The following is a 14,010-nucleotide window of genomic DNA, read 5'->3' as shown; positions in this document are numbered from 1 at the left end:
GCAAATAAAAAGCGGCCGTGAGGCCGCTTTTTACGCAGATATCTTTTTTTGTATAGGTATCAATGGCGGAAGTGGCGCACGCCGCTGAACACCATCGCCACGCCACGCTCATTCGCTGCGTCGATGACTTCGTTGTCGCGCATCGAGCCGCCGGGCTGGATGACGCAGGTGGCGCCTGCGTCCACCACCACATCCAGGCCGTCGCGGAAGGGGAAGAACGCGTCGCTCGCCACCACGGTGCCCTGCAGCGAGAGGTTGGCGTGGCCGGCCTTGATGCTGGCGATGCGGGCGGAGTCCAGGCGGCTCATCTGGCCGGCGCCCACGCCCATGGTCATGCCGCCCTTGCAGAAGACGATGGCGTTGCTCTTGACGTACTTGGCGACCTTCCAGGCGAACAGCAGGTCTTCCAGTTGCTCCAGGGTGGGCTGCTTCTGGGTCACGACCTGCAGGTCGATGAGCGACAGCTCATGGTTGTCGGCGGTCTGCAGCAGCAGGCCCGAGCCGATGCGCTTGGCGTCCATGGCGTTGCGGCCACGCTGCCAGTCGGTCAGGACGTCGGTCTTGGATGCGTGGGGCGGCAGCGCGATCTTGAGCAGGCGGACGTTGGCCTTGGCCTTGAAGACTTCCAATGCCTCGGCCGTGAAGTCGGGGGCCATCAGCACTTCGACGAACTGCTTGCTGATCTGCGCGGCAGCGGCGCCGTCGAGTGTGCGGTTCACGGCGATGATGCCGCCGAATGCGCTGGTGGGGTCGGTCTGGAAGGCCTTGCTGTAGGCATCCAGCGCGTCCAGGCCCACGGCCACGCCGCAGGGGTTGGCGTGCTTGACGATGACGCAGGCAGGCGCCTCAAAGCTCTTGACGCATTCCCACGCGGCATCGGCGTCGGCGATGTTGTTGTACGACAGCTCCTTGCCTTGCACCTGCTCTGCGGTCACCAGCGAGCCGGGTGCGGGGTGCAGGTCGCGGTACAGCGCGGCCTGCTGGTGCGAGTTTTCGCCGTAGCGCAGGTCCTGCACCTTGGTGAAGATGCCGTTGCTCTGGCCGGCGAACTGGGCGCGCGTGGGCACGTAGGTTTCCGACAGCTTGTCTTCTTCGAACGTGACGGACGACAGGTAGTCGCTGATGGCGCCGTCGTACTGGGCGATGCGGTTGAACGCAGCCACCGACAGCGCAAAGCGCAGCTTGTTGGAGAGCTTGCCGCCGGCTTTCAGCTCGGCCAGCACAGCGTCGTACTGGTCGGCCGAGGTGATCACGCCCACGTCGTTCCAGTTCTTGGCGGCGCTGCGCACCATGGCGGGACCGCCGATGTCGATGTTCTCGATGGCGTCGGCCAGCGTGCAGCCGGCCTTGGCCACGGTGGACTCGAAGGGGTACAGGTTGACCACCAGCAGGTCGATGGTGTCGATGCCGTGCTCCTTCAAGGCGGCCATGTGCTCGGGCAGTTCGCGGCGGGCCAGCAGGCCGCCGTGCACCTTGGGGTGCAGCGTCTTCACGCGGCCGTCCAGCATCTCGGGGAACCGGGTGACCTCGGCCACCTCGGTCACGGGCAGGCCGTTGTCGGCCAGCAACTTGGCGGTGCCGCCGGTGGACAGCAGCTTGATGCCCAGCGCGTGCAGGGCCTGGGCAAATTTGACGATGCCGGTCTTGTCGGAGACGGAAAGAAGTGCGTTCATGGCAGTGGTGGTGGGGAGAGTTTGAATAAAAACAGGGTCTACCGCTGGATGGATAAGCGCGAGCAGCTACAAATTTAATAGCAATAGGTTGTGCGGGCCGTCACAGCAGCTTGTGCAGCGACAGTTTCTTGCGCAGGGTGTTGCGGTTCAGGCCCAGCCATTCGGCGGCGCGGGACTGGTTGTTGTCGGCCTGCTGCATCACCACTTCCAGCAGCGGTTTTTCGACCACGCGCACCAGCATGTCGTACATGCCGTCGGGCGTCTCTCCGCCCAGGTCGCGAAAGTAGCCTTGCAGGCTCTCGCGCACGCATTCCTCTATGTGTTTCTTGCTCATGCAGCCATTCCCTCTTGTTCTTCTGAGTCAGCGTCCACGCCGGTGGCGGCGGGCAGCCGGTCCATCTGCTGCCCCAGGGCATCCAGGTGGTCGGCCACGGCCTGCCACTGCGTGGCGCTGTCTTCGATCGTATTGATGTGTTGCCTGAAGGCCTCGCCGCCGGGCAGCGCGCGCAGGTACCAGGCAATGTGCTTGCGCGCACTGCGCACCCCGGTCAGCTCGCCGTACAGGCCGTAGTGGTCTTGCAGGTGGTCCAGCAGCAGGCGCCGCACCTCAGCCACCAACGGCGGCGCCAGGTGTTCACCCGTGGCCAGGAAGTGGCCGACCTCGCGGAAGATCCACGGCCGGCCCTGGGCCGCGCGGCCGATCATGATCGCGTCGGCCCCGGTGGCGGCCAGCACGTCACGCGCCTTTTCGGGCGATGTGATGTCGCCGTTGGCCACCACGGGCACCTTCACCGCGGCCTTGACCGCCGCGATGGTGTCGTACTCCGCATGGCCCTTGTAGCCCTGCTCGCGCGTGCGGCCGTGCACGGTCAGCATCTGGATGCCCACGCCTTCGAACGCGCGGGCGAGCTGCACCGCGTTCTTGTGCTCCTGGCACCAGCCGGTGCGCATCTTCAGCGTGACGGGCACGTTGAAGGGCGCGCAGGCCTCAACCACCGCAGCGGCGATCTCCACCGCCAGGGCCTCGTTCTGCATCAGGGCGGAGCCCGCCCATTTGTTGCAGACCTTCTTGGCGGGGCAGCCCATGTTGATGTCGATGATCTGCGCGCCACGCTCTACGTTGTAGACCGCGGCCTCGGCCATCATCTGCGCCTCGGTGCCGGCGATCTGCACGGCAATCGGCCCGGGCTCCCCGTCATGGTTGGCCCGGCGCGAGGTCTTGAGGCTGTTCCACAAGTCCTTGCGCGAGGTCACCATCTCGCTCACCGCATAGCCCGCGCCCAGCGCCTTGCACAACTGGCGGAACGGCCGGTCCGTGACGCCCGCCATCGGGGCGACGAACAACCGGTTCGCCAAAGGAATGTGGCCAATGTGCATGGGAAGGGTGCGGGAGGGGGCAGCAGCGAATGCTGAAAAAGGAGGCGGGATTGTACCTGCTCAAAATTTCAGCAAATGAAATGTTCCGCCCAGTGAAAAGCGGATGTCTTTGCAGCTGGCGGTAGCCGCACCAAGCCGCGGCAGGCATGGCCTCATCGGCCGGTACGTTTCAACGTCTCGTTGATTCGGCTGCTGCTATCTCAGCTTTTGGCCCGCGCGCCACGCTTTGGCCCGATCAGCGCGATGCGAGATCGGTGTCCGCCGAGGACGCGGGCGCCGCGCCGCGCTGTGCGAAATGCCACCAGGCCGTAGGCAGGTTGTCGAACTGGTGGCGGGCCATCAGGCCGCGCAGCCAATCCCGGTTGTGCTGTACATCGGGCGAAAAGCCCTGTGCCCCGGTCTGCGCACCTGCCAGCTCCACACCGGGCGGGGTGCCCATGTCCACATCGTGCCCGTCGGCCAACGGACCGCGCACCACCTTGCTGGCCTTGACGCCGTCCGTCACCTTCACCTGCACGACCCAGCCGCTGCGGCTCTGAGCCACTTGGCACGACGCGCGAAACGCAAGGCCCTGGGCCTTCAGCTCCTGCGTGATGCCCTGCAGAGCGCTGCGCGAGGCGGCGGTCTCCGCACAGGGCTGGGCAGAGCCCTGACCGGCTGAGGCGCTGGCGGCCCGCGGTTCTGACGATGCCGGCACTGCAGCCTGCGGGCTGTGCACACAGGCCGCCATCAGTAGCGCCGTGGCCACCGACGACCAGCGGGTGCGGGACGACACGGCGGCGCAGCGGCGCCCGGTGCGGACTGCAAACGATGGGATGGTGGACAGGGTGTCTTTGTGCATGGCGGTCTCCTGAGCGGCGCCACCAGAAGAACAGGATTGGCAGCACCGTGTTGCTTCACGATACAAATCGGGCTGTGGCAGGCCCATGCGCAGATGCCGCAGGCCTGCGTAGGACAGCGCCCCCATGCGCAAACCGCCCCATTGGCCGGACCTACACTTCGCCGCTATGGAAATCTGGATGCAACACTGGATGCAGCAACTGCTGGAATGGCTGGCTTTGCCGCAGTTCGGCCTGAGCACCGTCTTCATCGTCTCTTTCATCTCGGCCACGCTGCTGCCGCTGGGCTCGGAGCCCGCGGTGTTCGGCCTCATCAAGATCAACCCCGCAATGTTCTGGCCCGCGATCCTGGTGGCGACGGCAGGCAACACGCTGGGGGGTGGCGTGAGCTGGTGGATGGGTTTTGGCGCCCACAAGGCGGTGGACAAGGCGCGGGGCGGCCACACGGATGTGCGGGCACTGGCCTGGCTGCAGCGGTTCGGCGCCCGGGCGTGCCTGATGAGCTGGCTGCCGGTGGTGGGCGACCCACTGTGCGCGGTGGCCGGCTGGCTCAAGCTGCCGTTCTGGCCCTGCCTGTTCTACATGGCCATCGGCAAATTCATGCGCTACCTGGTCATGACCAGCGTGCTGCTGCACTTCATGCCCGGCAAACTGGGCGGCTGATGCCCGGCGCCGTTTGCGCAGGCCTACAGAAAAGCGTGGGCGCTGGACTCCGACAGCACTGAATCACCCTTGGCCACGGGCTCCTCGACCACCACCTGGTTGCGCCCGCCCTCCTTGGCCATGTACATCGCGGTGTCGGCGCGCGAGAAGAACTCCAGCACCGATTCCCCCAGTACATACTGCGTGACGCCGATGGACACCGTCACGCGGCCCTTGAGCAGCCCGGTCCAGGCGTGCGACTCGACCTGCGCGCGGATGCGCTCGCAGGTGTTGAGCGCCGGAAGCAGCGAGGTCGCGGGGAAGATCAGCAAGAACTCCTCGCCGCCGTAGCGCCCGAACACATCGCCGCCGCGCACGCCCTGCTGCGCGATGCGCGCAAACGTGCGCAGCACCTCGTCGCCGCCCAGGTGGCCCAGCTCGTCGTTGATGCGCTTGAAGCGATCGATGTCCAGCACGGCCAGGCACAGCGGGATGCCGCTTTCGTCGGCCATCTGCTTTTGCTCTTCGAGCGCGGCCAGCACGTAGCGCCGGTTGAAACAGCCCACCAGCGTGTCGCGCTGCGCGTCTTCCTGGATGTTCTTGATCTTGCGGCTGGCGTGGTAGAGGCTGCGGTACAGGCGCTGCACCCGGCCCATGAGCAGGATGAACGCGGGCAGCGCCAACAGCAGGGCCAGACCGTGCAGCGCCTCCAGACGCAGCAGCGCCACATTGCGCTGCTCCAGGTAATGCAGCCCCACCACCCCGGCATACAGCACCATCAGGCAGGCCGACAAGCCCAGCAGCGTGCGGCGCGGCACGGTGAAGGTGCCGTAAGCCACCGCCACGAACGCAAAGGGCGCAAGCAAAATCTGCGTGACGGGTTCCAGGTAGAACAGCACCAGCATGCAGGCCAGCGCCGTGGCCACGATGGCCAGCTTGATATGCCGGTGCCGCAGCTTCTGGTGCAGCGCCGTGGCAAACAAGGCCCAGAAGGCCAGGCAGCACAGCGCTGCCAACACCGCCAGCACCACCAATACCTGCGCCGACACCACGTCCAGCGCGTAGAAACCCACCATCGCCGCCGCGTACAGCCCGATCAGACCGATCGCCTGCTGCCACTGCTGCGCCACGCTGGCCCCGCGCGCGCCCTGTGCGCCCAGTCCGTCCATGGCGCGCCGGGCCGGACGCACCACCGCCGCCGACGAGTCGTCGAACTCCATGACAGCGTCGGACAAGGGAAAGGCATCCGTGGCAGAAAACGGATTCTTGCGTCCAAAAAACATGTGGGAGGACAGGCGAAGCCTGGGTTCGTTCGGGTGGCAACATCTTGCCGGGGTGCGCGGGCCCTTGGCAAGCAGCCTTGGTGCAGGCCCCGCGCATCTTACGCAGAACTGACATCACACCACACGGTGTTTTCCAGTAGCGGGCAGCGCCAGACGCCCACTTTTGAGAAAGATCAACCGATGGGGGGCATGGACCGCCGTCCGCAGCGGCCGCCGCCGCGCACTGCAGCGCGGCGCATCATAGTCGCGCGGGCTCCGCCCTGCGCACCGACCACCAGCCTTCAGCAGAATAGACGCAAAGAGCCGCCCAGATCAGCACAAAACCCACCAATCGCGCAGGCTCGAAGGCCTCATGAAACACCCATACGCCCAGCGCGAACTGCAGGCTGGGCGAGATGTACTGCAGGATGCCCAGCGTGGACATGGGAATGAGACGCGCGCCCGCCGCAAACAGCAGCAACGGCACGGCGGTGAGCGGCCCCGCCACCAGCAGCCAGCCCAGCGTGGCCGCATCACCCTGCACCATCGCTCCCTGCCCTTGCCAGGCCCACCAGCCCAGCACGATGGCGGCCACCGGGGCCAGCATCATCGTCTCGAGCGCCAGACCCTCCAGGGCCCCCAGGGCGGCCACCTTGCGCAGCAGCCCGTACACACCGAAGCTCGACGCCAGCACCAGCGCGATCCAGGGGAGCCGACCCGCCTGCACCGTGAGCCATAGCACCCCCGCTGCCGCCACGGCCACCGCCACCCACTGCCCGGGGCGCGGACGCTCGTGCAGGAAGACATAGCCCAGTGCGACGTTCACCAGCGGCAGGATGAAGTAGCCCAGGCTCGCGTCCACCACATGCTGGTTCTGCACCGCCCACACATAGGTGAGCCAGTTGCCGGACAGCAGCAGCGCCGACAGCGCAAACGCCGCCAGCACGCGGGGCTGGCGCACCACGGCGCCCATCCACGCCCACTGGCGACGCACCAGCAGCACCGCCAGCACGAACACCAGCGACCATAGCGTGCGGTGCATCACCACCTCCAGCGACGGCACATCGGCCACCTGCTTGAAGTACAGCGGGAACAGGCCCCAGGCGACATAGGCCAGCGCGGCGTAGAGGATTCCGGGGTTCATGGTGCTGCCAGGGTGGGTGCGGAATGGGGCCAGTGCCCGTCCCGCCGCAGGGTCGAAAAAAATCCCTGCAGGCCGCCAGGGGCTTGCAGGGAGCGGACCGGGAGCGCCACGCGCCCCCAGGCGGCACCGCCGGAAGGCCGGCGATGCCACAAAGGCCAATCAAACGTTGAAGAGGAAGTTGAGCACGTCGCCGTCCTTGACGATGTACTCCTTGCCTTCCGCGCGCATCTTGCCCACGTCCTTGGCGCCCTGCTCACCCTTGTACTGGATGTAGTCGTCAAACGCGATGGTCTGCGCACGGATAAAGCCGCGCTCGAAGTCGCCGTGGATCACGCCCGCCGCCTGCGGTGCGGTGGCGCCCACAGGCACCGTCCAGGCGCGCACTTCCTTCACGCCGGCCGTGAAGTAGGTCTGCAGCCCCAGCAGGCTGAAGCCCGCGCGGATCAGGCGGTTCAGGCCGGGCTCTTCCAGGCCCATCTCCTGCAGGAACATGTCGCGGTCTTCATCGCCCATCTCGGCCATTTCGGCTTCGATCTTGGCGCAGATGGCCACCACCGGCGCGCCCTGGGCGGCTGCGTATTCCTTCAGGCGATCGAGCAGGGGGTTGTTCTCGAAACCGTCTTCGCTCACGTTGCCGACAAACATGGCGGGCTTGGCCGTGATCAGGCAGAACTGCTTGAGCAGCGGCGCGTCTTCCTTGCTGACGGGGACGCTGCGGGCAGGCTGGCCCTGGTCCAGGGCGGCCTGGATGGGGGTGAGCAGCGCGACGATCTTGGCGGCTTCCTTGTCATTGCCCGACCGGGCGGCCTTGCTGTAACGGTTCAGTGCCTTCTCGACCGTCGTCATGTCTGCCAGGCACAGCTCGGTCTGGATGACTTCGATGTCCGCGATCGGGTCCACGCGGCCGGCCACGTGGATCACGTTCGGGTCTTCGAAGCAGCGCACCACGTTGACGATGGCATCGGTTTCGCGGATGTGGGCCAGGAACTGGTTGCCCAGGCCTTCGCCCTTGGAGGCACCGGCCACCAGACCGGCAATATCCACGAACTCGACGATGGCGGGGACCACGCGCTCGGGCGAGACGACCTCAGCGAGCTTCTGCAGGCGAGGGTCGGGCACTTCCACGACGCCCGTGTTGGGCTCGATGGTGCAGAAGGGATAGTTCTCGGCGGCGATGCCGGCCTTGGTCAGCGCGTTGAAGAGAGTGGACTTGCCCACATTGGGCAGACCCACGATGCCGCATTGGAGGCTCATGGCAGGGCTTTCTGGAATTCGGAGACAAACCGCTTATTTTACGGCGCGCGAGGCATGCCCCTCCGAGAGAGACCGTTCACGCCTCAGTCAAACCGCAGATCGGCCGCCACCCGCTGTCCCACGCGCAGCATCTGGCCGGCCCCCTGGCGCACAATGGCGTTCATGCCGAAGGTGATGGCACCGTTCAGGCGCCGGTCCGCGCGGTACGCGCGCAGCGTGGTGCCCACCTCGGGGCTGCTCTCGGCGGTGGCCGGGTCGATGTCGGGGATAGGACAGCGTGCGCAGGGCTTGACGGTCTGCAGATGGATCTCGCCTTCGGCTCCGCCGTCCACCCGCACCATGTCCACCCGGTCTTCGTCGTGAGAGTCCACACCGCCCAGCACCACGTTGGGCCGAAAGCGTTCGATGCCGACGGCGCCGTGGCCAGCCGCCGTGAGTCGGTCGTTCAGCTCCTGCATCGAGGCCTCGCTCGCCACCAGCACCGGAAACCCGTCGGAGAACTGGTTGGGCGCCTCGATGCCGCCCGTCCAGTCCATGCTGGACAGGCGCCGGTAATCGGGGTCGAAGCGCACCAGCCGGCAGGGCTGGCCCAGAAAGTCGGTGAACCACTGGGCGGCCACCGCGCCCATGTCCCAGGCGGGCACCGTGTCGCGCCAGACCGTGACCGTGGCCGGGGCCTCCACCGCGTCGATGGCCACGTGCAGGGCCAGCATGCCGGGTGCCCGCAGCACCATCTCTTCGGTCTTGAGCTGCGGGCGAATCAGGGCCATGCGCGGCAGCGCGCGCTGGGTCAGGAAGGCACCGTGCGCGTCCACCACCATCCAGGCGCGGTCCAGGTCCAGGCCCGTCTCGGTGAGCAGCGCCTCCCGCACCTCGATGCCCGCGCACGACTTGACGGGGTAGACGAACAGGCGCGCGATGGTGCCGGACAGATCGGAATCGGGATTGAAACTCACGCCAGCGCGCTCCTGAAAAATGGGCCATCGATACAAAAAAGGGGCTCTCCGCCCGCAATTTTGCACTGCGCCCAGGCGCCCGGGACGGCTCCTACAATGCCTCTCATGGCCCAAACCTTTGATATTTGTATTCGCGGCACCGGCGTGGTGGGCAGCACGCTCGCCCTGTTGCTGGCGCGGGACCGTTTGAAAGTGGCGCTGCTGCCCGCCTCAGGCCCCAAAAATCCTGCAGCCACCGACGTGCGGGCCTATGCCCTGAACATCGCCTCCCGCCAGTTGCTGCAATCCCTGCGCAGCTGGCCAGACGATGCACATGCCACGGCCGTGCGCCAGATGCAGGTGCAGGGCGACCAGGACGGCGCGGTGCAATTCGATGCGGCGGCCCAGGGCGTGGATGCCCTGGCCTGGATCGTCGACGTGCCGGCCCTGGAATCGGGCCTGGCCCAGGCCGTGCGGTACCAACCCCATGTAGAAGTGGTGGACGCGCCGGTGCCTGCCGCACTCACCGTGGTGTGCGAGGGCCGGGCCAGCAGCACCCGGGACGAGTTCGGGGTGAACTTTCAGGTCACGCCCTATGCCCAGCACGCCATCGCCACCCGGCTGCAGTGCGAACGCCCCCATGGGCAGGTGGCCCGCCAGTGGTTCTTGCCCGACGGCATCCTGGCTTTTTTGCCTTTGGGCGGGCCTGACGGGAACTCCGTGGCCGTTGTGTGGTCCGTCTTGCAGGAGCAGGTGGCGCCGCTCCTGGCTTTGCCACCGCAGGAATTTGCGCGACGGCTGCAATCGGCCAGCCACGACGCACTGGGCGCGTTGCAACTCAGCGCGGAGCGGGCCGCCTGGCCTTTGCAATGGGCGAAGGCTGACCGCTGGAGCGGCCCCATGCCATCGGCACCAGGCACTGCAATGCGCAGCTGGGCCCTGGCCGGCGATGCCGCCCACAACGTGCACCCGCTGGCAGGACAGGGCTTGAACCTGGGGCTGGCAGATGCACAGGCACTGGCCCGTGTGCTGCACGAGCGGGACTACTGGCGCAGCGTGGGCGATGTGCGGTTGCTGCGGCGCTATGAACGCGAGCGCAAGGCCGCCCTGCTGCCCATGGGCGTGGCCACCGACGGACTGCAGCAGCTGTTTGCGCGGCCCGAGGGGCCGATACAGGCACTGCGCAACTGGGGCATGAAGGGCTTCGAGAGAAGCGGCCCACTGAAGGATTTTGTGGCCCGACAGGCCATGGGAATTTGATTGACGACGACACTGCGGCGGCCCCTGGTGGCTTCCGCGCCTTGAACCCGAGAACACCATGACATTGCTTCCCATCCTGATCACGGCCATTGGCCTCCTCGCCAGCACCGCAGCCTCTGCCCAGGAGGCCGATATCCGCAAGGCCCTGGCCGAACGCATTCCGCAGATGGACAAGGTCGACGAGGTTCGCCCCACGCCCATGAAGGGGCTGTACGAAGTGCGCATCGGCACTGACCTGTTCTACACCGATGCCAAGGGCGACTACGTGATCCAGGGCGAACTGATCGACACCAAGGCACGCCGCAACCTGACCGAAGACCGCAGCGCCAAGCTCTCTGCGGTGGACTTCTCGGCGTTGCCATTGAAGGACGCCTTCACCATCGTGCGCGGCGACGGCAAGCGCAAGGTGGCCGTGTTCGAAGACCCCAACTGCGGCTACTGCAAGCGCTTCGAGCGCGACCTGCAGAACGTGGACAACGTGACCGTCTACCTGTTCCTGTACCCCATCCTGAGCCCCGACTCGGCAGAAAAATCGCGCAACATCTGGTGCGCCAAGGACAAGGTGGCCGCCTGGCAAGACCAGATGGTGCGCGACAAGCCCGCTCCAGCCGCCAGTTGCGACACCAGCGCCCTGCAGCGCAACCTGGCCTTCGGCCGCAAGCACAAGATCACCGGTACCCCCACGTTGATCTTTGCCAATGGCACACGGGTCCCCGGAGCCATCGGCGCGCAGGAAGTCGAAAAGCGCCTGGCCGAGGCCAGCAGCGAAACCACCCGGGCCAACTGAGCCGCATCCATTGAGCCGCACGAACTGAACCGCACTGTGGGAACGCGTTGACGTTCCCTGAGCCTGCCAGCAGGGCCCGGCGCTGCTGGCTACCACGCCAGAACCCACCAGACGCCCATGCCCTCACCCCGCCACCACGAGCCCGCAGCCATCCACTACCGCGTAGAGCCTGCGGATCTGCATGCCCACCTCTTTCACATCACGCTGACGATCGCCCACCCCCAGGCGCTGCAGGAGGTCGCACTGCCGGTGTGGATCCCGGGGAGCTACCTGGTGCGCGAGTTTTCCAAGAACCTCCAGGAGCTCAAGGCACACCAGGGCAAGCACGATGTGCCCCTGACGCAGCTGGACAAGCACCGCTGGCGCGCGGACTGCAGCGCGGACAAGCCCCTGGTACTGACCTACGCCGTCTGCGCCTACGACACCTCGGTGCGCACGGCGTGGCTGGACACGTCGCGCGGCTTCTTCAACGGCACCAGCCTGTGCCTGCAGGTGCGCGGCCAGGAAAAGCAAAGCCACACCCTGGAGATGGCCAGCACCCCGGCCACGGCGGACTGGTCGGTGGCCACCGGGTTGACGGCACTCAAGGTCGACAAGAAGGGTTTTGGTCTCTACCAGGCCGAGGACTACGATGAGCTGGTCGACAGCCCGTTCGAGCTGGGCAACTTCTGGGTGGGCCGCTTCACGGCCGGTGGCATCCCGCACCGCTTCGTCGTGGCCGGCGCTGCGCCGTCATTCGACGACAAGCGCCTGCTGGCGGACACGCAAAAAATCTGCGAGACGGCCATCCGGTTTTGGCACGGCGACGGCGCGGCCCCGTTCAAGAGCTATGTGTTCATGCTCAATGCCGTGGGCGACGGCTACGGCGGCCTCGAGCACCGCAACTCCACGGCCCTCATCTGCGGCCGCAGGGACCTGCCCCGTGTGGGCGAAAGCCGCGCTGGCGACGGCTACACCACGCTGCTAGGTCTGATCAGCCACGAGTACTTTCACACCTGGAACGTCAAGCGCCTGCGCCCTGCCGAATTTGCGCAGTACGACTACGCGCGGGAGAACTACACCGACCTGTTGTGGTTCTTCGAGGGCTTTACCAGCTACTACGACGACCTGCTGCTGCGCCGTGCCGGCTTGATCGACGACGCAACCTACCTCAAGCTCATCACCAAGACCATCAACCAGGTGCACCAGACCCCGGGGCGCGCGGTGCAGACCGTGGCGCAGGCCAGCTTCGACGCGTGGGTCAAGTACTACCGCCAGGATGAAAACACCCCCAACGCCACGGTGAGCTACTACACCAAGGGCTCGCTGTTGGCGCTGTGCCTGGACCTGGCGCTGCGCCGCGACGGCAAGAGCACGCTGGACGACGTGATGCGCGCGCTGTGGAAGCGCTGCCAGGGCGGCCCCATGACGGAGGACGACCTGCGCACCGTGCTGCGGGAGCTGGGCGGGCGCTCGTTCGACGCTGACATCGCGCAGTGGGTGCACAGCACGTCGGAACTCCCCCTGGCCGAACTGCTGGCGGCCCACGGCGTGCATCTGCAGGCAGAAGCGCCGCAATGGGCCCAGCGCCTGGGGCTGCGCGTGGCCGAAAACCACAGCGTGCAAATCAAGACCGTGCTGCGCGCGGGCCTGGCAGAGCAGGCCGGCATCGCACCCGGGGACGAATGGCTGGGCGTGGAGGTGCAAGGCCAGGGCTGGCGCATCAGCAAACTCGACGACGTGGCGTTCTACGCAGGCACCGAAACGTCGGTGACGGCCGTGGTGGCCCGCGACGGCCGGCTGCTGCGCCTGGCGCTGGAGCTGCCGGCGCGCGGCCACAGTGCCACGCCGCGCAAATCGAGCCGCCATACGCCCGCCCCGGATACGGTCAGCCTGTCGGCCTCGGACGCCGCGGCGCTGGGACGCTGGCTGGGGTAAAGGTGACGGCGGAGGGCAATTCAGGCCCACGCGCGGCAGCGGTACGGTCTTTTACCTACCGCGGCGCAATCCGGACCTGCTTCGGTATATTCCTTCACGCCCGTCATAACAAACCATAAACCCAGGAGATTCCATGGCCTACGAAACCATTGAGGTTCGCATCGAAGCGGACAAGGTCGGCGTGATCACGCTGAACCGCCCCAAGCAACTCAACGCCTTGAACGACCAGCTCATGAACGAGCTGGGTGCCGCCCTGAAGGATTTCGACGCCAACGAAGCGATCGGCGCCATCATCGTCACCGGCAGCGAAAAAGCATTTGCAGCGGGCGCCGACATCGGCGCGATGGCCAAGTACAGCTTTGCGGACACCTACAAAGGCGACTACATCACCCGCAACTGGGAAGCCATCCGATCCATCCGCAAGCCCGTGATCGCTGCCGTGAGCGGCTTTGCGCTGGGCGGCGGGTGCGAGCTGGCTATGATGTGCGACTTCATCATCGCAGCCGACAATGCCAAATTCGGCCAGCCCGAGATCAAGCTCGGCGTGATCCCCGGCGCCGGCGGCACGCAGCGGCTACCGCGCGCAGTGGGCAAGGCCAAGGCGATGGACATGGCCCTCACCGGCCGCATGATGGATGCCACCGAAGCCGAGCGCGCCGGCCTGGTCAGCCGCGTGGTGCCGTACGACAAGCTCATGGACGAAGCACTGGGTGCGGCCATCATCATTGCCGGCTTCTCGCAGATCGCCGTGATGGCCGCCAAGGAATCCGTGAACCGCGCTTTCGAAGGCAGCCTGTCGGATGGCGTGATGTTCGAGCGCCGCCTGTTCCACGCGCTGTTCTCCACACAGGACCAGAAGGAAGGCATGGACGCCTTCATCAACAAACGCGCTGCCAACTTCACACACCAATAATTTTTGT

General features: G+C 66.3%; 13 protein-coding genes. 5 read left to right on the top strand and 8 right to left on the bottom strand.

The genetic code is table 11. The features are described 5' to 3' along the window. Positions 1 to 59: 59 nt before the first annotated feature. The 4 genes from purH to ASF16_RS12730 form a co-directional block, all read right to left on the bottom strand. Positions 60 to 1,673 carry a bifunctional phosphoribosylaminoimidazolecarboxamide formyltransferase/IMP cyclohydrolase gene (purH, locus tag ASF16_RS12745; RefSeq protein WP_056167480.1) on the bottom strand — a complete coding sequence of 538 codons (1,614 nt, stop codon included), beginning with the start codon at positions 1,671 to 1,673 and terminating at the stop codon, positions 60 to 62. 100 nt (positions 1,674 to 1,773) lie between these two features. Beyond that, entirely contained in the window at positions 1,774 to 2,007 is a 234-nt protein-coding gene (locus ASF16_RS12740; protein WP_056167477.1) for a Fis family transcriptional regulator, read from the bottom strand. Beyond that, positions 2,004 to 3,050, bottom strand: coding sequence for a tRNA dihydrouridine synthase DusB (gene dusB, locus ASF16_RS12735; RefSeq protein WP_056167474.1), 1,047 nt, complete (start codon positions 3,048 to 3,050; stop codon positions 2,004 to 2,006). Before dusB ends, ASF16_RS12740 begins: the two co-directional genes overlap by 4 nt. 235 nt (positions 3,051 to 3,285) lie before the next feature. Continuing rightward, entirely contained in the window at positions 3,286 to 3,891 is a 606-nt protein-coding gene (locus ASF16_RS12730) for a M15 family metallopeptidase (protein WP_056167471.1), read from the bottom strand. A gap of 190 nt (positions 3,892 to 4,081) precedes the next feature. Between ASF16_RS12730 and ASF16_RS12725 the strand changes: the two genes are divergently transcribed. Next, positions 4,082 to 4,552, top strand: coding sequence for a YqaA family protein (locus ASF16_RS12725; RefSeq protein WP_200926912.1), 471 nt, complete (start codon positions 4,082 to 4,084; stop codon positions 4,550 to 4,552). Between the two features lie 23 nt (positions 4,553 to 4,575). On the opposite strand, the gene ASF16_RS12720 is transcribed toward ASF16_RS12725, so the two are convergent. The 4 genes from ASF16_RS12720 to ASF16_RS12705 form a co-directional block, all read right to left on the bottom strand. Next, a complete protein-coding gene (locus ASF16_RS12720; protein WP_235507363.1) occupies positions 4,576 to 5,766 on the bottom strand; it encodes a diguanylate cyclase in 1,191 nt (396 codons plus the stop codon). Positions 5,767 to 6,052: 286 nt separating this feature from the next. Beyond that, positions 6,053 to 6,937, bottom strand: a complete 885-nt coding sequence (gene rarD, locus ASF16_RS12715; RefSeq protein ID WP_056167461.1) for an EamA family transporter RarD — start codon at positions 6,935 to 6,937, stop codon at positions 6,053 to 6,055. 159 nt (positions 6,938 to 7,096) lie between these two features. Next, a complete protein-coding gene (ychF, locus tag ASF16_RS12710) occupies positions 7,097 to 8,191 on the bottom strand; it encodes a redox-regulated ATPase YchF (RefSeq protein WP_056167457.1) in 1,095 nt (364 codons plus the stop codon). Positions 8,192 to 8,274: 83 nt separating this feature from the next. Next, positions 8,275 to 9,147 carry an MOSC domain-containing protein gene (locus ASF16_RS12705; protein ID WP_056167454.1) on the bottom strand — a complete coding sequence of 291 codons (873 nt, stop codon included), beginning with the start codon at positions 9,145 to 9,147 and terminating at the stop codon, positions 8,275 to 8,277. Positions 9,148 to 9,252: 105 nt separating this feature from the next. Between ASF16_RS12705 and ASF16_RS12700 the strand changes: the two genes are divergently transcribed. From ASF16_RS12700 to ASF16_RS12685, 4 genes are all read left to right on the top strand, one after another. Further along, positions 9,253 to 10,386, top strand: a complete 1,134-nt coding sequence (locus tag ASF16_RS12700; protein ID WP_200926899.1) for an FAD-dependent monooxygenase — start codon at positions 9,253 to 9,255, stop codon at positions 10,384 to 10,386. Positions 10,387 to 10,444: 58 nt separating this feature from the next. Beyond that, positions 10,445 to 11,173, top strand: coding sequence for a DsbC family protein (locus ASF16_RS12695; RefSeq protein WP_056167448.1), 729 nt, complete (start codon positions 10,445 to 10,447; stop codon positions 11,171 to 11,173). A gap of 117 nt (positions 11,174 to 11,290) precedes the next feature. Next, a complete protein-coding gene (locus ASF16_RS12690; RefSeq protein ID WP_056167446.1) occupies positions 11,291 to 13,090 on the top strand; it encodes a M61 family metallopeptidase in 1,800 nt (599 codons plus the stop codon). A gap of 133 nt (positions 13,091 to 13,223) precedes the next feature. Next, a complete protein-coding gene (locus ASF16_RS12685; protein WP_056167444.1) occupies positions 13,224 to 14,003 on the top strand; it encodes an enoyl-CoA hydratase in 780 nt (259 codons plus the stop codon). The last annotated feature ends 7 nt before the right edge of the window (positions 14,004 to 14,010 follow it).

The organism is Acidovorax sp. Leaf78 (assembly GCF_001422735.1).
Classification (GTDB): domain Bacteria; phylum Pseudomonadota; class Gammaproteobacteria; order Burkholderiales; family Burkholderiaceae_C; genus Acidovorax.
This window is presented reverse-complemented; position numbering and strand designations above follow the sequence as displayed.